Source organism: Aliiglaciecola sp. LCG003 (assembly GCF_030316135.1).
Classification (GTDB): Bacteria; Pseudomonadota; Gammaproteobacteria; order Enterobacterales; family Alteromonadaceae; genus Aliiglaciecola.
In genome coordinates, this window is record NZ_CP128185.1 from 231,734 (window position 1) to 252,094 (window position 20,361).

Genomic DNA, 20,361 nt, shown 5'->3' on the forward strand with positions numbered 1-20,361 from the left:
TAGTTACTATAGGGTTTACATTGACCATATTCAATATTCTTTAGAATCACTCATCTACAAGGAGTACAAATATGGATCAGGCTAGATACATACAAACAACACCTATTTTGGATTTTCATCACCCACTTTTTACCAAGCTAGTGTCCTCTAGAAATTGGCGGGGGTTAAATCAATTTGAACAAATTGGTGCCGCATATCAATATGTAAAAGATGAAATTCAATTTGGTTACAATGAAAATGATGATATTCCTGCCAGTCAAGTAATGCTAGACGGATACGGTCAATGCAACACTAAAGGTGCCCTGCTCATGGCTCTATTGCGAAGTTTAGGTATTCCCTGTAGGTTTCATGGCTTTACCATCCATCAGAACTTACAAAAGGGCGCTATACCAGCGTGGATATTGCCTTTTGCGCCAACCAAAATTTTGCATAGTTGGGTAGAAGTCTGGTTTAAAGACCGTTGGGTTAACTTGGAAGGATTTATCTTAGATATAAATTATTTGACTGCGATTCAGCAAAAGTTTGCCCGTCAATCTGGCAGGTTCTGTGGGTTTGGGATAGCAACGCTAAATTTATCGTCTCCCCCTGTGAATTGGAATGGGCAGGATACTTTTATTCAAAAAGAAGGCATCGCGGATGATTTTGGTGTATTTGATGCCCCAGATGTGTTTTATGCTCAACAAGGTACTAATGTGGGGGGACTAAGAAAAATCGTGTACCAACGAATTCTTAGGCATATTATTAATTGGAATGTCGCCAGGCTTCGCCGTTGTTATAAAGGAAATCGATAGATGCACAACCACAATAATCAGCATGAGCACAGCCACCATCATCACGCTCACAATACGTCATCTAAGCGGATCGGTTGGGCATTTTTTCTCAATGTATCTTTCACTATTATCGAGTTTATCGGTGGCTGGTTAACCAACAGCACCGCAATTATGGCTGACGCGGTTCATGATCTCGGTGATAGTCTTTCTATAGGTATGGCTTGGGTTTTAAATAAGTTAGGTCAAAAGCAAGTAAGTTCTAATTTCACCTATGGCTATAAACGGCTTTCCTTGTTAGGTGCCTTGATAAATAGCGTAGTGTTAATCTTCGGCTCTGCTTGGGTATTATTTGAAGCAGTGCCCCGTTTGGCTGAGCCGCAAATGCCACATACCGAGGGCATGCTGCTAATGGCTATTTTCGGCATGGCGGTGAATGGTTTTGCCGCCTATAAACTCAGTGGTGGGGAAACGTTAAATGAACGAGTACTAAATTGGCACTTATTCGAAGATGTCCTAGGTTGGGCGGCAGTATTCATCGTATCAGTGGTATTGATGTTTGCGGATTGGCCTATTCTTGATCCATTGTTATCTATCGGTTTCACACTTTTTATTCTATTTAATGTTATGCGCAGTCTGAAACAAACGGTCACGCTATTTTTACAAGCTTCGCCTGATCGCCAAACTCAACAGACACTGTTGGATGCGCTATTGAAGCTGGACAAGGTGGTGGATGTCCACCATGTGCATTTCTGGTCATTAGATGGTCAGAACCATGTACTAACAGCCCATTTGGTTTTGAATGATTTGTTGGATGGGGCACAATTGATAGCGCTCAAACATGAGGTGTTAATTTCTCTTCAGCCCTTTCAATTGGCTCACACTACTATTGAATTTGAATTGCCCAGTGAATCTTGTCGTGACGCTGCAGATTAACCAGTCACCTAGACCACAAGCCGAATTTTTCAGTGCTTGTGGCTAGGAATATACCAGGGGTTATGCCTCACCATCGTCTTGGTCATCAGCATTATCAACAGAGTCAGCCTGTGGCTTTTGTTTAGATTCAGTTTTGTCTGAAGCACTTTCTGCCTTTTTCTGCGACAGCATGGTATTCAATTTTTCGCCTCCTTTGGCACCAAAATCCAAAGTCCGTATGGGGAAAGGTATAAGAATATCCGCTTCTTCAAGGGCTTTTTTTACCAGAGTTACGGCTTCATGGCGAGCTTGCATGAAACCCGTTCCGCCAGGATAGTCAATCCAAAACCACAACAATAGGTTGACACTACTATCACCAAAACTTTCTGCAAATACCGCGGTTTCATCTTTTTTTATCACGAAGTCACACTCGTTAATTTTCTCAACTACCACATCTGCGGCTTTCTGAGGGTCATCAGCGTAAGAGATGCCAAAAGGAATTTCTAGGCGACGAATTCGATTAACTGAATAATTGGTTAAAATATTTCTGAATAAAATCTTATTTGGTATTACCTCTTCTTGGCCGAAAAAGGTCTCTACTAACGTATTTCTCAGGTTAATGGTTTTAACTGTGCCGAATACGCCTTCCGCTTTGATCACATCACCAATCATAAAGGGTTTTCTAACCCCCATTGCAATCCCGGCAATCAGGTTTTCAGTCATATCTTGAAATGCAAATCCAATGGCTAAACCAACAATCCCTGCGCCTGCAAGTAACGACTTAACTGTGCCAGATAAACCTAAAAAATCCAGTGCGATAAAGAGCCCAATTACCAGAATGATAATTTTAAATATGGACGCCAAAAGATCAGCAATTTGCTTGGATTCCATGGTTTTACCAAGCACGTTGCGTAGCATTTTACTTGAGTACCGGGCTGCGATAGCAAAAAAGATTGCGATGGCAATGGCCACAATAAAGTTGGGTAGATGCTTAATACTAGCTTCTAGCCATACTTGCAGCTTTTCGTTGATTAGGCCCCAAAAATTGTCGAGTGCTTCTAGTTTCATTCGGTGGATTCCTGTTCTACTTGTGGATCCAAATTCGGCGCAAGTATATTTAGCGAAGATGGATTGACGTGGATTTCCAATTGATCATCAGAGTAGTTTTCGCCATCGATGACATAGCTAATGCTACTTGTTGACCTGATCCGAATACGACGTGCAGTGCAGTGCTTGACCGACTCAGGTGTAAAGTCTTCGGACAAACCCGAAAGAGCCAGTTCTGATAAACTGATTATATGCTCGCTGGTGGATTCCACTACAGGTAACCATGTAAGGTCCAATAAGCCATCGCGAAAGTCTGGTTGGCCACCGCCTTGGGCTAGAACCGTTGTGAAAGGGGCGGCATTGGCAATAATCAAACTACTAGTGTGTAATTCTTGTTCGGGCTGATCATCAATCTCAATGTTTAGCGTCATAGTTTGGTTGAGGTCAATGGCTTGCCACAACCCCTTCAAATAAGCTAACTGTCCCGAGTCGTTTTTTTGATTTCTGTCGGCGCTTTCAATCATTTTTTGTTCGAAACCTAGACCTACGACTAACAGCGTCAGTTTGTCGTTGCATTGTGCGGTATCAATTTTGATTACATTGCCAGAGGTAATGTGTTCACAGGCATCCTCAATTGGGACTATTTTAGATCTCGTCCCGAACAGAGCATGGGCCAGGGCATTAGCGGTACCAAGTGGAATAATACCCAAAGTCTTATCCGTACCCACCACTTGCGATGCAACTTCGGTCAGGGTTCCATCACCTCCACAGGCAATTAGAGTTGAAGCACCTTGTTCTATTGCTTGCTTAGCCAACTCTCGGGCTGAAGTTTGCTCCGTTGTTTCTACAACCTTTATTTGCAAATAAGCAGAAAGTCGTTCGGTGATTTCTTGCTTATTTTCGACCCACTTCCCGCCACCAGAGACAGGGTTGGCGATTATCCACGCTCTTTCCTGTAAACTGAGTTTGCCGTTATTATGAATTTTGCGTAACGACCTCATCTGTAAATTATTTAGCCGTGCAGTGGAGCGGACTCCCTGAATTTTTTCGAGAGCTTGTTCAACACTCATCTGAGGATATTTGCACAGCAAATAAGCTGCTACTACCAGTACAGATCTGCCGCGCCCCAGGGCGCAGTGCACAGCCACGCCGCGATTCGCTCGTCTGTGGTTTTCAATCCAGTTTACGGCGTTAACCAAATCTTCTTCGGTGGGGCTTTGGTGATCTAACACCGGCACATTCAGGTAAGCTAAATCGTTTGATTCTGCTGTCCAATCAAGGCCATCAAATTCTGCAGTAACATCTAAAATCCCTTTAACCCCCAAATGTTGTAGTTCATCAATATCAGAGGGGAACAGCCTACAGGATAAGAATAGATTATCTTCGATTTGCTGAATAGCAGGAACTTTATCGTGTTTACGGACCCAAGCATTATATAAATCAATGGCAAGGAGAAAGGGTATGAATACCCAACGAATATATATGGGAATAGAGCCATTCTGCTTTTTGCGGAAAATACGCGGAGTCTTAAGGATATAGGCTGCGCTGACAAAACTTAAAGATAAGCCAATCCAAGCAAACATAGCAAAGAAATACCAGTGTGAACTGTAATAGGCTAATAAAAACGCTAAGATGGCACCGCCAACATAATATTTGGTAATGAACATATGAATCCTCGTTGAATCACCGCAAAAATCTAATTTTCAGATTACTAAAGGTTAGACGGTTCTGCGGGGTTTCACCGCCACAATGAACCGAAAGCATGTCGTGTCTAATGAGATTAAAGACACGACACCTAGCAAGCGGGTAGTTACGATTCTTGAATTTCCATCTCATGTCTATATTCATCGGCCAACTTTTGCTTTTGAGCCGCAGTCAAAACTTTACCAGCTTGTTGAAAGAACTCATGCTCTTCCTCATCAAGATGATGTAAAACAAGCTCTTGTAATGACTTCATATGAATTAACCACGCAGACGAGCTCATGTCAGTGTTTTCTAGCTTTTCAACCAACTCATCAATTTCATGATGCTCGGCGATAGCATGCCTAGAGGGTTCAATTGTATTGTCCGACTCCATCAATGGAGAGTAGAAATGACGTTCCTCAGCAATGGCATGATGGGCTAGCTCTGCTTTTAATTCTGTGAAATACTTTTGACGACTTTCGCTGTTACCGGTTGTTTCAACCAATATCTTCATTAATAACCGTTGCTTCTCATGGTCTTTGCGGATCGCTGTGAAAATTTCCATGTGGTTCTCCTGTAAGTTTGAGATTAGATTAACTATACAGAAGCGAATAACATGCCAGACTCCTATAAGCTTCTTATACTATTGATTTAGCGAGAATAAATTCTAATTCTTGAATGGAATAAGGTGAAATAGATTAGCAAACCATCTGTGCTGATAGCAATATTTACAGAAAATGAGAATATTTTTCCAAGGGAAAGGGCAATCCAAGGATTAAAAGAAGGGTTATTCAAATAGCGTCGCGAGCTTTTCCATATTGACAGGTTTGAGCAAAGAACGGCTGGCGCCGATTTTTTGCAAACCCTTAGGATCAAGCTCTAAGCCGCTGACAACGATGATTTCCGCTAACGGTTGTTTTTGGCGGATCTGCAAAGCCAAATCTGAGCCTGTAATATCAGGTAAGTGCATATCCAACAGCACTTTATGCCAACATTCTCGCTGCAATAGCTCTATACACGCTGCTCCGGTAGATGCTACTTGTACTGTAGCCCCGAGGTTTTCTAATAATATTTTTGTCAGTTGGGCGGTATCCCCATCATCTTCGACTAACAAAATATTAATCTTCTCGATGGGTAATGGATTTGAATCGACATTGACAGCCACTTGCGGATCCGGATTACAAAGTAAATATTTTTTCAATACCTCATAAAGCTGACCTTTATTAATTGGCTTGTGAACCACATCAGTAAAGCCTGTTTCAATTAACGACTCTCTAACACCCTTAAGGGCCGCTGCAGTCAGAGCAATGACTGGATTTTTAAATTCATTTTGGCGAATTTTGACCACCGACTGCCTACCATCTAGCACAGGCATATGGATGTCCATCAATACCAAGTCATAGGGGGTTGCTGCCAGTAGAGCTGCTTTACATTTCTCAATTGCGTCGGCTCCATCTTGTGACGTCTCGACGTCTAGGCCGAAAGAACCACAAATTTGGCTGGTTAATTGGCGGATATCTTTTATGTCATCGACAACTAAAATACGTCCACAAAGACCATTCATCGGTTTGGCTAGCTCAGGCGCAAATGACTTCTGAAAATTTAGGATCTGCCTAGGTTCGTTAATAATATCACCAGGAGAAATACTGAAGGTAAATTGGCTGCCTACATTGGGTTCAGAATGGACTTTAATTTCTCCTCCCATTCGTTTAACCAACTCAGTGCAAATCGCTAATCCTAGGCCGGCACCTTCTTTCTGCCTAGACACAATATCTTCAATTTGTTCAAAGGGTTTGAAAATAGCGCTAAGTTTGTCATCCGGGATACCTATACCGGTATCTGTTACCTCGAAGAAGATAAACTCACGACCCTTCTTGAGGCCACTCCAAATTCGAATGGTTATTTTACCTTGCGTGGTAAACTTAATCGCATTGTAGGTGAGGTTGATTAAAATCTGACGTAAACGAGTCGAGTCAACAAAAATATGTTGTGGTAAAGCAGATTTAGCTTCTATTTCCAAGCTTAAACCTTTGTCTTGTGCATTGATTCTAAGCAAGAAAAAAACATCGGTAATGAATCGGCCTAAATCAATTTTGCTTCTATTTAGTTCTAATTTGTTGGCTGCAATTTTGGAAAGATCTAATACATCATTTAATAAACTTAGAAGGTGCTTGCCATTACTTAGAATAATATTCAGTTCATCACTAGCGCCCAGTTGCTTATTATTATTGTTTAGTAGTAATTCGGTATAACCAAGAATAGAAGTCAATGGTGTACGTAATTCATGGCTTAAATGGGCTAAAAAACGGTCCTTTGAACGGTTCTTGGTCTCTGCTTTGATACGTTCAAATCTCTCCTTAGTGAAATCATGGCGGGCTAGGGCGTAACGAATAGAACGAGCAAATCGGCGGGTACTGATTTCGGCTTTGTTGAGATAATCTACTGCACCAGCATCAAGGGCTGATTGATCGAGTTCGTCGTCCGTCTGCCCGGTCAACATAATTATTGGGGTATTGCAGCCGTTCTCTGCGGCGGCTTGAAGTACCTCCAAACCGCTTTGGGCGCCGAGTTGATAATCCAGCAAGCAGATGTCGAAGCCACCACCGATCAGTAACTCAAGGGCTTTACTTGGTGAGGTCACCCATTTTATATCGAAACTATGGGATTCGAGCTGCTGCAAATAATCGCTGGTTAATAAGTAATCATCTTCATCATCTTCAACCAATAATACGCGGGCATACTTGCTCATGACGCTTCCAATCTCAAATTTACTCAGATATCAGTGTTGTAAGGTAGCTCAACAAATTCAACCCAGTATTTGCCCAGAGTTTTCATAAGTTCAACCAATCCTTCAAAATTGACTGGCTTGGTAATGTATGAGGCTGCACCTAAGCCGTAGCCTTTAACCATATCTTCTTCTTGTTGAGATGTGGTTAAGATGACAACCGGAATACCTTTCAAATTATCATCTGATTTGATTTCTTTTAGTGCTTCGCGACCATCCATGCGAGGCATATTCAAATCTAATAATATTAAGCCCGGGCGAGGACTGTTTTGTATATCACTAAATTTTCCTTCTCGGCGCAAGTATTGCAGCAATTCGACCCCATCTTCTACACAATAGAGTCTGTTTAATACTCTGCTTTCATTCAGTGCATCTTGCGCCAACAAACGATCGTCTTCATCATCATCGGCCATTAATATGGTAATGGGTTTCGCTTTACTAAAGGGCATATCAATTTTCTCCGTCAAATCCTATTGGAATGATTTCTTGCGGTAATATAATGGTAAATGTGCTTCCCAAGCCAATCTCACTAACGGCAGTAATACAGCCTCTATGCCGTTCGACAATTCGTCTACATACAGCTAAACCGATACCTGTACCGGAATACTCTGTGCGTGAATGCAATCGCTTGAACGGTGAGAATATTTTATCTGAATACTCTTGGTCAAAACCAATACCATTGTCTGTAATGGTAATTACATGACAAGGGATAGCTTCTTTTTGAATGCTAATTGTCCGCTCTTCGAATGCATAGGTAAAGGTAATTTTCGGTTCGACATTTTCTTTTCTAAATTTAATCGCGTTAGTGGTTAAATTTAAGAACAGTTGGTGCATCTGACTGGCATCAGCTTCGACTATCGGCAATTCACATACATTGATCTGAGCATTAGATTCGCTGATAGTAATTTCTAAATCGTCGTTGATCAAAGCCATAATTTTGTTGAGGTCTACATCAACAAAGTCTTTGCCTCGAGTTGTAATCCTGGAAAATTCAAGTAAATCATTGATTAAATTAGACATCCGTTCTGCTGCATTGCGCATTCTATCAACATAATCACTGCCCTTTTCACCCAAAGAATCCGCGAAACTGGTTTGTAAGCGGTCGCCAAAGGCTCTGATTTTGCGCAAGGGCTCTTGTAAATCGTGCGAGGCGACAAAGGCAAAATCCTCAAGCTCTCTGTTACTGCGCTCCAACTCTTCGGAATATAAATATAATTCTGCCGTACGCTCTTCAACCTTTTCCGCTAGTTCACGGTTTTGTGTCTCTAATGTTGCTAGGTGACGCCGCTCATTTTTTGAGTTTAAACGCGCTAGAAATACCATCCCAATCAGCAATAGAAAGCTGGTGATGGCTGAAATAACAAAGGTAACCTGCGCCTCATTTCTAACCGTCGCGAGTTTGCGGTGCTGCTCAGAGCGAAAATTAATCTCGGCTGTCTCGACCTCAACAAAAAGTTGGCGAATTTCGCTAGTTAAATTACGACCTCTGCCAGTCATAACAATTTTCAATGCACTTTTTTCGCGGTTAGATAGGGCTAAATCTACGGTTAACTCTAACTCCTTTAGCTTGACAGCAATAAGATCTAATAAATCTAAAATTTTCTGGTTCTGTCCAGGAATTTCCGATTTCATATTGCGGACTTTGTCCATTTGCTGGGTGACTTTGCTTAGCGAGTCTTGATAGGGTAGTAGATAGCTCTCTACCTCGGTAAGCAAATAACCGCGCTGCCCTGTCTCAGCAGACAGCACCATAATATGCAACTCATCTAATGCAACAATCACATCGCCAGTATTGGATAAACTTGATTGACTGGAGGATAAATCATCAATGGTTCTGATGGCTAAAAAAGCATTGCCGATTATTACACCCACCACAATCATAGATATGAGTAGCCAAGTATACTGCGAATTGTCGGATGACTTCAAAGTAGGCATAAATTCCATTGTACCGTTAACTGATAAATAATGATTAACCTAGAGACTCGCGCTAAATATCTGGTTATGTTTGGTCTTTAACGCTTTCAGAAATAGATTGCAGGCTAGTGCTGCAATCTTGGCAAGCGGCGATAATTTTATCTAGCGCCGCTAAGGCCTTTTCTTTTGGCATGTCATTTTGCACAACTAATTTAACCAGTTCTGCATTCATAGAAATTTTATTTAACGGTCCTCTGGCGTCGTGTATCAATTTTGCCAAATTATCGTAATTACTACTCATCGAATTCACCATAAGCATGGAGTCGGTTATAAAGGGTCTTGGTACTGATACCAAGCATTTCTGCGGCCAATGTCTTATTGCCTTGCACTTCATTCAAAGTGGCTGTTATTAGTTCTTTTTCCACGTCTTCAATGGTTTTGCCTGCAGAGATAGAACTGCTACTTTTGGTACCAATCGAAAACGGTGATGCAAAGCTAACGGGTAATTCTACCGCGCTGCCCTGAGGATCTGACATTATGTAGGCACGATGAATTGCATGGCGTAACTCCCGCACATTACCTGGCCAATCATGATTGGTTAGGCGCTGCAACTGCTCATTGCTCCAGCGATAATTTGTACCATTTTCATCATTTAATTCGTTTAAGAACGCTTCAGCCAATAACGGGATATCACTTGCTCGTTCTCGCAAAGCCGGAATATTAATCGGGAACACCGCTAGTCGAAAGTAAATGTCTTCTCGCAACACTTTGCTTTCTGCTAATTCCTCAATGGTGCGGTTAGTGGCCGACACCACTCGGCAGTTTACCTCGATGTCTTTGGTGCCGCCTAAGCGTGTAACTTTTTTGTTTTCCAGCACCCGTAACAAGTTAGGCTGCATTTCGATTGGCATCTCAGTCACTTCATCCAAAAATAAAGTACCATGGTGCGCTCTTTCGAATACGCCTTCTTTCTTACCTACAGCACCGGTAAACGCGCCTTTTTCATGACCGAACAATTCGCTACCAATTAACTCTCTAGACAAGGCACCGCAGTTAGTCGCTACCAATGGACCTTCAGTTTTACTGGCAACATGAATTGCATGGGCCACAACTTCTTTACCCACACCACTTTCACCCATTAACATAACATTGGCGGAAGAACGCGCAACCCGTTCAATCATGGTGTAAAGACCTTGCATTACTTCTGACTCACCTATTAGGCTGTCGAAATGGCGTTTTACTGTACTGTTCTTAGTCGATTTCTTTTTACTTGCTTTTCTGTTCAGTGCGCTCTCGATATCTTCGCGCTGCAATGGTTTGAGCAAATAACCAACTTTAGGACCACACAAGCCTGCCAACATCCCCTTCACTGAAGGATGGCCGGTAATCATAGTGACAAATGGTGGTGAATCTAATTTTTCCAAATAATCGATAAAATGCAGACCACTGCCATCAGGAAGCATAAAGTCTAAAAAAATATGATCGAAGGTGCTCGCATCAACCCATTCATGGGCTTCTTTCAAGCTTGCTGCTAAACTGACCTCATGGCCTAGAAATTCGATTATTTGACAAGCAACATCTGTAAATTCGGTATCGTCATCGACTAGCAAAACTCTTAACACTGCATTTCCTTTTTTTAGCATGTTTTGGAGTAGCAAAGCTTACCAAGCAAACTCAACTTAGTTACATAAATTAAAGGTGAATACCCGCATTACGTATTTGCTACAGTTTATATCTATTTTGCTACAATGTGGATCAAAACGAAAAGAGAATTATTTATATTGCCCTTAAATCCCTATTTAAGGGCAATTAGCTGGATTTCAACTAATTGCTATTTTTCGCTTCTGATTGATTTAGTTCTTTTAATGAAATTTTCAACTGTTCTAGGGTGTTTTGCAATATATCTTTTTGTGAGGTTGTTGCGTCGCCTAGCTGTACTTCAGTTTGGTTAATTTTCTCGGTTATCTGTTCAATTTGGCTTTCGCGCAATTCTGCCTGCTCCGCTTTATCGAACATCACCTCCTCGGCGCTTGCAGCGCTATCATCCACTTTGTTATTTTGCACTTTAGGAATGACTTTAGCATCATCAGAAATTTTGCGTTGATTCATATAACTAGGAGACATAATTTCAATTTGACTGTTGTGTAACACATCCAATACTTCACGATTAAGTAAACTGCGAGAACTGATCATGCTATTTACTTCTTCTAATTTGCCACTGATCTTATAGGTAACCGCAAAGTCGCCCAACTCAATAATGTGCACAAAGGAATCAGTTAATCCGCATTTTTCTGCGGCCTGATTAAGCAAATTAGTTATGATTGAATGATGCACATCATATCCCAATGACAAGGTCGTGGAGATGATGGTGCCAGAGCTGTGGGTTACCGACACGGGGTGTGTGATCATGTATGTATTGGGCAATGAGACTAAATCTCTAATTTCGGTTTGAATTTCTGTATCAAGCAAACCTCTTTCTACCACCCGGCCAAAGTAGTCACCAATTTGGATAAATTCACCTGTGTTGAATGGCTTGGTGATCCGCAGCATGATACCGGCTAATAAGTTGGCGAAAATGGTGCTAGAAGAGAAGGCAAAGATACCGGATATAACTAAACCTATTAAACCGATAATTTGATTGCGTGAACTCTCACTTACCGGCAGTGATAAAACAACCAGCAGAACTCCAACTAAAGTTAATCCAAGCATGATAAGTTGGCGGGAAAATAGTTTTTCGTTACCTTGATCTTGATATTTTTTAATAATTAAAAAGTGAGCTAGAGCCAGAGCGCCGCTCACTAAACACAAAATTATAATGAAGGGTAGAAAGCTGTAAAAACCATTGAGCATAGCTTCTGTCGTTGGCACGTGACGCATCCTGAGGACAAAGGTTATGGTTGAGAGACTATTACTTTATCAATATAGGCAACAAATAACGACCGCACATCGACATTGGCTTTCAATTTAGTGGCTAATAAAAATAACCCAGCTAATTTTCGGTGTAAAAATATGGCATCAATTGGTGGAGTATGGGCATATTCTTTGTCAAATCCTAAGCGCATTCCTTCGACTCGTAAGCGTTCTATTAAGTCGGTGTCCCCAAAATTAAACGGTCCGTGGGTATACAGGGGTTCACAGGCTTGATAACACATAGTGTAAATAATGTTTTTAACTGACGGGGGTAATGATTGTTTGAGTAATCCCAATTTATCAGCAGCATCAGCAACGGCATCTAAATCGCTTTTAAATCCTCCTCGCATTAAGTTCAAATAACCTTGCGCTATGTTGAGAGGAAATTCGCGGGTCGCGCCAAAATCTAACAGTACTATCTTATGAGATTCAGCATCATACTGATAATTAGCGAAATTCGGATCGGTTTGCACCAATTGATAATCAAATAGTTCTTTGAACAAGAGTCGAAGCAAATCGCTAACCACTTGATCTCGCAGCCCTTGCTCTGCATTTATTAGAGATTCGATGGGCTGACCGTCCATATAGGTCATTGCCAAGATAACTTCATTGCTGTATTTAGCCACATAAGTGGGAATGGAGAACGCAGGGTCATCCACTACAATTTCGGCGTATTGCTCTAAGCGCTTACCTTCGAGTAAATAGTCGGCCTCATCGTGTAACTGCGCCTTTGCTTCTTTTAGCAACGGCTTAATGTCTATGTCCTTGGGTAACATGCCTGACAATTTAATCAAAGATGCAACATTATCCACATCACTATCTATGCTTTGCTTGATCCCAGGGTATTGAATTTTGATCGCCAAGCGCTGCAATTCCGTGCTGATGACTTTATGCACTTGGCCAATTGAAGCGGCGGCAATGGGTTGCATGGGGAACTGAATAAACTGCTGTTGCCACTTCTCGCCCCATTGTGCATTCAACAATTCTAATAATTCGCTTTGTGGCATCGATTTGGCTTCAGAGCGAAGACGGCTCAAAATTTCTGATAATTCAGGGGGCAGCACATCTCCAGCATCCATAGAAATTAGTTGTCCAATTTTCATTGCCGCACCGCGCATTTGCGCTAACTGCTCGGCTACCCGCATGATATTACCGGGAGTCAGCAAAAGGTCTTTGACCTTGGGGCGATTACCTTTACTGAGTTCTGATATGCCTTCGGAAATCATATTACCGGCTATCCTGCTTGCCATACTACCCAATTTGGTGAATCGTGAAATTCTTCCCTTAGGGATCTTTGCTTCCTGTGAGCTGAATTTTTTAACCATTAACTGCTGTGCTCAGGTGATCGAATATTACTCGACGCATCATATATCCTTGTGCAACTAGAAATGTTGTAGTGATAGGTACGCTTGCAAATTGAATTTAGCGCAAAAGTGCTCCGTGACCTAATATTAATCCCTTGTCAGCAAATATAAAAAAACCGGTATGACAGGCCTGAATATTCGCTTTGCCAGAATAATATTCAGTGCTGGCGCCGAGGGTAAACCGGGATATTTAATCCTCACCTAAGGGGATTTTATTACGTTAATTTTATTCTACTCATTTGCCATGATGCTATCCCAATTTTTACACAATACGTTATACTCGCTGCCAATTAGATTAGGAGATTAAAAATGAAAATTTGTGGTGTAGATTTAAAAGGTAGTGAAGCAAATATTTGCCTGCTTTCATTGGACAATGATGTGTTTCTTTTGCCTGATTGTCGAGTACGCAAATTGGCATATTCTAAGCAGAACTCCACTGAAGATATCCGCGAATTTCAATTTACCTTTAAAAAGCTGATGGAAGACTACAAAATAGACTACGTGGTTATCCGTGATCGTCCAACAAAAGGAAAATTCGCCGGCAGTTCGGCCGGGTTTAAACTCGAAGCGGCTATTCAACTCATCGAAGACCTCAAGGTTAAAGTGATCACTCCTTCAGTTATGAAAGAGATTATTAAACGCAACCCTATCCCAGTGCAATTCTCTGAGACCGGCTTGAAAATGTTTCAAGAAGACGCTTTCAATACAGCTTATGCACAAATAATGTTGGATAAACATGGTCTGCCAGAACCCAAAATTGATTAACTAGCTAGGCAACTGGCAGATGGCGTAACTACTCGAGGCGAGATTAGGTTAACTCGCCTCAGATGCTGGGTTTGTATGCTACGGTTTTGATACTATTGTTAATCACTGTAAGCCCTTCACTTGGCGCTGATAATCCGCGCTCAATTTCTTGGACCTGTAAACTATGTCAGATAAAACAATCCGCTCCGGTGTGCTATTTGCTTTAGCCGCATATTCGATGTGGGGTTTCGCACCAATATATTTTAAATTTTTAAAAGCGCTACCCGCGACTGATGTGTTGGTGCATAGAGTGGTGTGGTCAGCCTTAGTGCTGGTTTTACTGGTATGGGCTACTGGGCAAAGTGCAAAAGTAGCAATCGCGTTAAAAAATAAACGCGTGATTCAAGTTCTGCTGCTATCTGGAGTCCTGCTCGCAGGCAATTGGTTGCTGTTTATCTGGGCGGTGAATAGTGATCATATTCTGGATGCAAGTTTAGGCTATTACATTAACCCACTTTTGAATGTATTTTTAGGACGGGTATTTTTAGGCGAACGCTTAAGAAGGATGCAGAAAATCGCGGTTGGACTAGCGGTGGTGGGCGTTTCCATAATGATCATATCCTTTGGAGAGTTTCCGTGGATAGCCCTAATCTTGGCGGCTAGTTTTGGCGTTTATGGATTGTTAAGAAAACAAGTTGCGGTGGACTCCTTGCCTGGTCTACTGATCGAAACCATGATGATGTTACCTTTTGCTATTGGCTACTGGATATTTTTTGCCACTGAACATAGCAACCTATTTGCGAATCCCACATCATTAAACCTTTTGATTATAGGTTTGGGCTTGGTGACTACTGCGCCACTGCTGTGCTTTACCGCTGCGGCCCGCAGGATCCGTTACTCCACACTGGGTTTTTTCCAATATATAGGGCCTACAATTATGTTCATTTTAGCGGTCTATATCTACGCTGAGCCATTGCATGAAGCTCGCCTGATCACCTTTGGCTTTGTTTGGGCGGCGCTAGCATTGTTTAGTTTTGATTCTTATCGAGGTTACCGCTCGCAAAAGCGGCTGATTGCAGGCTAGTTATCCCCCACGGTTTGATTACGACCCTTTGCTTTAGCTGCGTAGAGGTGCTCATCTGCTAGGGTGAGCATAGTCTCTATTTTGCCAGTTAGCTGAGAAGTGACGCCAATACTAACGGTGCATGAGTGCCTGATATCGGCACTTTTAATCACCTTTTTACTCACGGCTAGCCTGAATGATTCAACGAACTCAAGGGCGTCATCATGGTTAACATTAGGTAAAAATATACAGAATTCTTCACCACCAAAGCGAGATACATGAAATTTTGCAAAATGACGGTTAATTAATCGGGCAACCTCTTTTAATACCAGGTCACCATAATCGTGGCCAAAGTTATCGTTGATGGATTTGAAGTGATCGAGATCGATCAGCGCCATTGTCATGCAGTCTAGTCCGCGCCTGATACTACTTTCAGCCTTATTGAAAAAGTGTCGTCGATTGGGCAGACCGGTTAAATAATCAGTATTCGCCGCTTTACGAATCGTATCTATCTGTTCTATGTATTCAACATTTTGTACGATGCGGCAGAAAAATTCTTCATGACAATAGGGTTTGTTCAGGTAATCGTTGGCACCACTTTTGATAAATTTTGCTAACAAGCTTGAGCTGCGAGATGCAGAAATACCGATGATACTCAGCTCATCTTTGCCATACAACTTCCTAGCTTCTACGGTTAAGGCTACGCCCGACATATCGGGCATGTACTCATTGGTTATCATGAGTTTTATTTCCGGATGCTCTCTGAGCATAATTAAACCCTGCTGGGCGGTTGTCGCGCTATAGGTAATGAAATTGTGTCTACTCAGTAAGGACACCATACTATTGCGACTTTGTGTTGAGTCATCTACTACTAATACGCCGATGGTTTTGTTTTTTTCGAGCCTAGCAAGCAAGCGACTAAGATACTCGAATATTTGCGTATTTTGCTTGGGGATATAATCAATGACATTTTTACTTAGAATATGCTCGCGGACGTATTCATCTGAGCGGTCGGTAATAACAATTACAGGGATAAAGGACTCAATTGCATAATCTATGGCTTGACCCTCGGGCGCATCGGGTAAGGTATAGTCAACAACCGCACATAAATAAGTTTCCGGTGCGGTACTTTCGAAAATGACTTTTGCTTGGGTTAGCGATGAAGCATAGACAACATCTAGATTCGCCTTCCCAATAACCCGTTTTAGCACCCGCATACTGGATTCATTATCTTCGATTAATAAAACTTTAAATTTCATCAAAACCTACTTTAATGACTAACTGGGTGCACAGCCAACTCGCTATATTTTATCTAGTCTAGCATAGGCTAACATTAGCCATTTTGTACCGAAATTATCAAAGTTAACTTCTACCCGGGCATGTTCTCCGCTTCCTTCATAGTTCAACACTGTGCCTTCGGAAAATTTTGGATGACTAACACGTTGACCCAATTGAAAGCCAGTGGATTCAAACGCCATATGTGACGTGGCAGTTTGGAATCGATTTTTGGTAGGCCTACTGATAGTAGTACGCAGTCTAACTTCCTCAATACAATCAGAAGGGATCTCTTTAATAAATCGAGAAGGGGTATGATATTTGTCTTGGCCATATAATCGACGGCTTTCTGCGTAGGTCATATACAGCTTTTGCATAGCTCGCGTCATGCCTACATAGCAAAGACGACGCTCTTCTTCTAATCTACCAGGCTCTTCGTTACTCATCTGACTTGGGAACATACCCTCTTCAACGCCCGCCAGGAAAACCAGTGGGAACTCTAGTCCTTTCGCAGAGTGAATCGTCATCATTTGCACGGCGTCTTGATGAGCGTCAGCTTGAGCTTCGCCTGCTTCTAATGAAGCATGGGCTAAGAAAGCTGATAGTGGTGTCATGTTATCGGCTTCCAATGGCATTTCAAATTGTTTACAAGCACTGACCAATTCTTCTAAGTTTTCAATCCGCGCTTGGGCTTTCTCACCCTTTTCAGCCTGATACATAGCAAATAAACCTGAATGCTTAATTACATGGTCGGCTTGTTGGTCTAGTTCTAAGTCACGTATAGCACTTTGTAATTTTAAAACTAATTCGACGAAGCTCTGTAGTGCAGAGGCGGCTCGGCCAGACAAGCGTTTCTCGGCTAACATTGTCTGAGTTGCTTGCCACATGGATTGTTCATTATTACGAGCTGATTCCCTGATCAAACCCAGTGTTTTTTCGCCAATGCCCCGCGTCGGAGTGTTGACGATACGCTCATACGCGGCGTCGTCAATAGGCTGGTTCACAATACGTAAATAAGCCAATGCGTCTTTAATTTCCTGTCGTTCGAAAAAGCGTAGGCCGCCATATATGCGATAAGCAATAGACTCTTGCAATAAGGCTTCTTCAAGTACCCGAGATTGGGCATTGTTTCGATATAAAATGGCACAATCAGATAAGGCGTCGCCTTTATCAGACCACTCTTTGATCCGTGCAACAATAAAGCGCGCTTCATCCAGTTCGTTAAAACCGGCATATAAGGAGATGGCTTCGCCTTCGGCATCTTCGGTCCATAGGTTCTTACCTAAGCGGCCACTGTTGTTATCTATTACCGCATTGGCGGCTTTTAATATGTTACCTGTAGAACGATAGTTTTGCTCTAAGCGAATAGTCGATGCGCTGGGGAAGTCACGCAAGAAATGTTGGATATTTTCGACGTTAGCACCGCGCCAACCATATATGGATTGGTCATCGTCACCGACTATTATCATATTGTTGTCTTTGCAGCTTAATAACTTCAACCATGCATATTGAATATTATTAGTATCTTGGAACTCATCTACCAAAATAGTCCGAAAACGGCGTTGGTAGTGTTTTAACACATCAGGATTTTTCAGCCATAACTCGTGCGCCCGCAATAATAGCTCAGCAAAATCGACTAGCCCGGAGCGATCACAGGTTTGTTGATAGGCCTGATAAATATCTTTCATGGTTTGTTTGGTGGGATCACCTTGGGTATCAATATGCTCTGCTCGCAAGCCCTCATCTTTATTGCCATTGATGTACCATTGAATAGATTTTGGCTGCCAATTTTTTTCATCTAAATTCAACGACTTTATCACCCGCCTGACGAGTCTATATTGATCATCTGAGTCTAAAATTTGGAAGTTTTCTGGCAAACGGGCTTCTTTGTAATGGGTGCGTAACAGGCGATGAGCTAAGCCGTGAAAAGTACCAATCCACATATTATGTAAAGCTGAACCCATTAACCGCTCAACACGACCGCGCATTTCACGGGCTGCCTTATTAGTAAAGGTCACGGCTAAGATACTAAAAGGAGCGAGTTGCTCGACTTCCATTAACCACGCCATGCGATGAACCAATACACGGGTTTTGCCACTGCCAGCCCCAGCCAGAACCAACATATCTGACGCCGGTGCAGCAACGGCTTCTCGTTGTTTATCATTAAGTTGGTCGAGCAGTCTAGATACATCCATAGGGCAAAACATTCCAGCAAAAAGATGTTTACAGTATATCAGTTATACTGTGTTTTTATACATTTGATTGGTCGTGTTTTTGTTGTTTTAAAATATTGGGCTTGTGTTGAAGGTTTTTGTCCGCATGTCTGTTCTAATTACAGTATGAGATTAATCGTCTAGGGTTAGTTATGCCAATTGATAATTTTTGGAACAGTTTAAAAGCAGATGCTCAGCAATTGGTTAAAAATGAGCCTCTTCTGGCCAGTTATGTCCATGCTTGTATTTTAGCTCATCATAATTTCGAAACCTCATTGAGCTTTATTCTGTCTAATAAAATTAAAGATGAAGTGATGCCGGCATTAGCTATTCGAGAGGTCTTTGATCAAGCCTACTTACTTTGTCCTGCAATCGTAGAATCTGCAGCTCTTGATATACAAGCTGTTTTGAAACGCGATCCGGCGGTTGATTCTGCATTGAAAGTATTGATGTTTTTTAAAGGCTTTCAGGCGATCCAAACCCATCGTTTAGCCCATTACCTATGGCATAAAAATAGAAAAGATTTAGCCTTATTTGTTCAAAGTCGTAACTCCGAAGCCTTTGGTGTGGATATTCATCCAGGAGCAGTAATAGGCAATGGCGTCATGTTCGACCATGCTACTGGTATTGTAATTGGAGAAACGGCAGTGGTGGAGAACAATGTGTCACTATTACAGTCCGTGACCCTTGGGGGAACAGGCAATGAGAGCGGTAACCGTCATCCCAAAGTCAGGGAAGGGGTTATGGTTGGAGCGGGGGCTAAGATATTAGGTAATATTGAGATTGGCCGCGGCTCTAAAGTAGGCGCAGGTAGTGTCGTGCTCAAGAACGTGCCTGAACATGTAACTGTCGCAGGCGTGCCGGCAAAAATAGTAGGTATACCTTGTTGTGCTAACCCATGTGAAACCATGAATCAGAATGTACTAGATGATTAAGTCACGTAATTCGGCTAATTGATGAAGATGCACGTGAGGAAGAATCGTAGTTCGTTCCTGCTCTATTTGCATCGGTCGATTGTGCGCATACCAAGCGCTTTGCATGCCTGCAGCAATTGAGCCCTTTACGTCTTTTTCTAAATTATCGCCCACGTGTAGTATAGTGTTTATTGGTATTGAGAGGGCTTCGCTAGCTAAATTAAACATGGTTGGATGGGGCTTCATGGGATGCCTCAAATTCGATTTGAAACTATGGCTAAAAAAGTCAGCTATACCAATTTGCTCAAGATTTACATTGCCGTTGGTTATCGCTACCAGTGGTAGCCTCTGCGCCAAATCAGATAATAAAGAACAAATAGTCTTGTCCACCTTGAAATTACTTCTGTGGTAATAAAAGTATTCAAAACAGTCATTTACTGCATTTTTAAGTTCGTCGTCGAGGTATCCACAAGATTCTAGTGCGGTGGACAGCGTTCTGCGCCTTAACTCCCCCATATCGGATGCTAGGTTAGGATTGTTGTTTAAATGCATGTTCTTAATCTGTCGCCAATCAGCAGTCGACAATTGAGATATATTGGGATAGTTAGTGCGTATATATTCGTGTAAATTTTGCTCGGCTTTGACTATCAGAGGATAATTATCGTACAGGGTATCATCCAAATCGAAACTTAGGGCTTTGACGGGAGTCATCTTTCGATAAAAAATCATTAAAGAATACCTATTCCTTATATAAATATATAGACTGT

Annotated in this window: 18 protein-coding genes; 5 read left to right on the plus strand and 13 right to left on the minus strand. The window is 41.9% G+C overall.

Features of this window, described 5'->3' with window-relative positions:
- The first annotated feature begins 71 nt into the window (after positions 1–71).
- Both QR722_RS00990 and QR722_RS00995 read left to right on the plus strand, forming a co-directional pair.
- Entirely contained in the window at positions 72–791 is a 720-nt protein-coding gene (locus tag QR722_RS00990; protein WP_286284898.1) for a transglutaminase-like domain-containing protein, read from the plus strand.
- The gene (locus tag QR722_RS00995) at positions 792–1,703 is read left to right on the plus strand and encodes a cation diffusion facilitator family transporter (RefSeq protein WP_286284899.1); all 912 of its coding nucleotides are present in this window, start codon (positions 792–794) and stop codon (positions 1,701–1,703) included.
- A 60-nt stretch (positions 1,704–1,763) separates the two neighbouring features.
- Here the strand turns inward: QR722_RS00995 and QR722_RS01000 are convergent, their stop codons facing one another.
- The 10 genes from QR722_RS01000 to QR722_RS01045 form a co-directional block, all read right to left on the minus strand.
- A complete protein-coding gene (locus QR722_RS01000) occupies positions 1,764–2,750 on the minus strand; it encodes a mechanosensitive ion channel family protein (protein WP_286284900.1) in 987 nt (328 codons plus the stop codon).
- Positions 2,747–4,396: a diacylglycerol kinase family protein gene (locus QR722_RS01005; protein ID WP_286284901.1), complete on the minus strand. Its 1,650-nt coding sequence runs from the start codon at positions 4,394–4,396 to the stop codon at positions 2,747–2,749. Before QR722_RS01005 ends, QR722_RS01000 begins: the two co-directional genes overlap by 4 nt.
- 143 nt (positions 4,397–4,539) lie before the next feature.
- Positions 4,540–4,977 carry a hemerythrin domain-containing protein gene (locus QR722_RS01010; protein ID WP_286284902.1) on the minus strand — a complete coding sequence of 146 codons (438 nt, stop codon included), beginning with the start codon at positions 4,975–4,977 and terminating at the stop codon, positions 4,540–4,542.
- 222 nt (positions 4,978–5,199) lie between these two features.
- Positions 5,200–7,161 carry a response regulator gene (locus QR722_RS01015; protein ID WP_286284903.1) on the minus strand — a complete coding sequence of 654 codons (1,962 nt, stop codon included), beginning with the start codon at positions 7,159–7,161 and terminating at the stop codon, positions 5,200–5,202.
- A 23-nt stretch (positions 7,162–7,184) separates the two neighbouring features.
- Complete coding sequence (locus QR722_RS01020; RefSeq protein ID WP_286284904.1) at positions 7,185–7,646, minus strand: response regulator; 462 nt, start codon at positions 7,644–7,646, stop codon at positions 7,185–7,187.
- A gap of 1 nt (position 7,647) precedes the next feature.
- Entirely contained in the window at positions 7,648–9,132 is a 1,485-nt protein-coding gene (locus tag QR722_RS01025; RefSeq protein WP_286284905.1) for a sensor histidine kinase, read from the minus strand.
- Between the two features lie 64 nt (positions 9,133–9,196).
- On the minus strand, positions 9,197–9,412 hold the full coding sequence (locus QR722_RS01030) for a histidine kinase (protein ID WP_286284906.1): 216 nt from the start codon (positions 9,410–9,412) through the stop codon (positions 9,197–9,199).
- Entirely contained in the window at positions 9,405–10,733 is a 1,329-nt protein-coding gene (locus QR722_RS01035) for a sigma-54-dependent transcriptional regulator (protein WP_286284907.1), read from the minus strand. Before QR722_RS01035 ends, QR722_RS01030 begins: the two co-directional genes overlap by 8 nt.
- 202 nt (positions 10,734–10,935) lie before the next feature.
- Complete coding sequence (locus tag QR722_RS01040) at positions 10,936–11,979, minus strand: mechanosensitive ion channel domain-containing protein (RefSeq protein WP_286284908.1); 1,044 nt, start codon at positions 11,977–11,979, stop codon at positions 10,936–10,938.
- A gap of 23 nt (positions 11,980–12,002) precedes the next feature.
- Positions 12,003–13,346 (minus strand): ABC1 kinase family protein, encoded by a 1,344-nt coding sequence (locus QR722_RS01045; protein WP_286284909.1) that lies wholly within the window; start codon positions 13,344–13,346, stop codon positions 12,003–12,005.
- 348 nt (positions 13,347–13,694) lie between these two features.
- Here QR722_RS01045 and QR722_RS01050 point away from each other — a divergent pair, with 348 nt between their 5' ends.
- Together QR722_RS01050 and rarD are read left to right on the plus strand one after the other, a co-directional pair.
- Positions 13,695–14,150: a DUF3010 family protein gene (locus QR722_RS01050; RefSeq protein WP_286284910.1), complete on the plus strand. Its 456-nt coding sequence runs from the start codon at positions 13,695–13,697 to the stop codon at positions 14,148–14,150.
- Positions 14,151–14,313: 163 nt separating this feature from the next.
- Positions 14,314–15,213: an EamA family transporter RarD gene (gene rarD, locus QR722_RS01055; protein ID WP_286284911.1), complete on the plus strand. Its 900-nt coding sequence runs from the start codon at positions 14,314–14,316 to the stop codon at positions 15,211–15,213.
- Here rarD and QR722_RS01060 read toward each other — a convergent pair.
- Together QR722_RS01060 and uvrD are read right to left on the minus strand one after the other, a co-directional pair.
- Positions 15,210–16,451 (minus strand): response regulator, encoded by a 1,242-nt coding sequence (locus QR722_RS01060; RefSeq protein ID WP_286284912.1) that lies wholly within the window; start codon positions 16,449–16,451, stop codon positions 15,210–15,212. The two genes, rarD and QR722_RS01060, sit on opposite strands and share 4 nt — an antisense overlap.
- 42 nt (positions 16,452–16,493) lie before the next feature.
- Entirely contained in the window at positions 16,494–18,662 is a 2,169-nt protein-coding gene (gene uvrD / locus QR722_RS01065; RefSeq protein WP_286284913.1) for a DNA helicase II, read from the minus strand.
- A 170-nt stretch (positions 18,663–18,832) separates the two neighbouring features.
- Between uvrD and cysE the strand changes: the two genes are divergently transcribed.
- Entirely contained in the window at positions 18,833–19,615 is a 783-nt protein-coding gene (cysE, locus tag QR722_RS01070) for a serine O-acetyltransferase (RefSeq protein WP_286284914.1), read from the plus strand.
- Here cysE and QR722_RS01075 read toward each other — a convergent pair.
- A complete protein-coding gene (locus QR722_RS01075; RefSeq protein ID WP_286284915.1) occupies positions 19,604–20,323 on the minus strand; it encodes an HAD-IA family hydrolase in 720 nt (239 codons plus the stop codon). The two genes, cysE and QR722_RS01075, sit on opposite strands and share 12 nt — an antisense overlap.
- Positions 20,324–20,361 lie beyond the last annotated feature (38 nt).

Bases quoted from the DNA above. Each gene is read 5' to 3' on its own strand.
- QR722_RS00990 (WP_286284898.1), top strand. From the start codon at position 72: ATGGATCAGGCTAGATACATACAAACAACACCTATTTTGGATTTTCAT.
- QR722_RS00995 (WP_286284899.1), top strand. From the start codon at position 792: ATGCACAACCACAATAATCAGCATGAGCACAGCCACCATCATCACGCT.
- QR722_RS01000 (WP_286284900.1), bottom strand. From the start codon at position 2,750: ATGAAACTAGAAGCACTCGACAATTTTTGGGGCCTAATCAACGAAAAG.
- QR722_RS01005 (WP_286284901.1), bottom strand. From the start codon at position 4,396: ATGTTCATTACCAAATATTATGTTGGCGGTGCCATCTTAGCGTTTTTA.
- QR722_RS01010 (WP_286284902.1), bottom strand. From the start codon at position 4,977: ATGGAAATTTTCACAGCGATCCGCAAAGACCATGAGAAGCAACGGTTA.
- QR722_RS01015 (WP_286284903.1), bottom strand. From the start codon at position 7,161: ATGAGCAAGTATGCCCGCGTATTATTGGTTGAAGATGATGAAGATGAT.
- QR722_RS01020 (WP_286284904.1), bottom strand. From the start codon at position 7,646: ATGCCCTTTAGTAAAGCGAAACCCATTACCATATTAATGGCCGATGAT.
- QR722_RS01025 (WP_286284905.1), bottom strand. From the start codon at position 9,132: ATGCCTACTTTGAAGTCATCCGACAATTCGCAGTATACTTGGCTACTC.
- QR722_RS01030 (WP_286284906.1), bottom strand. From the start codon at position 9,412: ATGAGTAGTAATTACGATAATTTGGCAAAATTGATACACGACGCCAGA.
- QR722_RS01045 (WP_286284909.1), bottom strand. From the start codon at position 13,346: ATGGTTAAAAAATTCAGCTCACAGGAAGCAAAGATCCCTAAGGGAAGA.
- QR722_RS01050 (WP_286284910.1), top strand. From the start codon at position 13,695: ATGAAAATTTGTGGTGTAGATTTAAAAGGTAGTGAAGCAAATATTTGC.
- rarD (WP_286284911.1), top strand. From the start codon at position 14,314: ATGTCAGATAAAACAATCCGCTCCGGTGTGCTATTTGCTTTAGCCGCA.
- QR722_RS01060 (WP_286284912.1), bottom strand. From the start codon at position 16,451: ATGAAATTTAAAGTTTTATTAATCGAAGATAATGAATCCAGTATGCGG.
- uvrD (WP_286284913.1), bottom strand. From the start codon at position 18,662: ATGGATGTATCTAGACTGCTCGACCAACTTAATGATAAACAACGAGAA.
- cysE (WP_286284914.1), top strand. From the start codon at position 18,833: ATGCCAATTGATAATTTTTGGAACAGTTTAAAAGCAGATGCTCAGCAA.
- QR722_RS01075 (WP_286284915.1), bottom strand. From the start codon at position 20,323: ATGATTTTTTATCGAAAGATGACTCCCGTCAAAGCCCTAAGTTTCGAT.